This window comes from Beijerinckia sp. L45 (genome assembly GCF_009765775.1).
Taxonomy (GTDB): Bacteria; Pseudomonadota; Alphaproteobacteria; order Rhizobiales; family Beijerinckiaceae; genus RH-AL1.
Window position 1 is genome coordinate 114,346 of the sequence record NZ_LMUU01000057.1, and the last position, 260, is coordinate 114,605.

Here is a 260-nt window from a genome sequence, read left to right on the forward strand (position 1 = left end):
TTCCGATCTCCCGGCCCACGGGTGCGCCGTATCGATCGAAGTGACGGTTCGAAGGTTCCGGTGTGCAAGCACTGTGTGTCGTCGCCAAACCTTTGCCGAGTCTCTCGGCGATAAGATTGCAAGACCGTTCGCGAGGCGCACGAGCCGCCTCGACGGCATAGTCCATTGTTGCGGCCTTGCCCTCGGCGGGCGCCCCGCTGCCCGGCTCGTACGGCGTCTCATGCTGCCTGTCAGCCGAGATACCCTGCTTCGAACCGTTC

The 260-nt window shown here is 63.8% G+C and carries 1 pseudogene; it reads left to right on the forward strand.

The features are described from left to right. A pseudogene (locus tag GSQ79_RS29325) lies at window positions 1-260 on the forward strand (ISL3 family transposase); the annotation flags it as partial.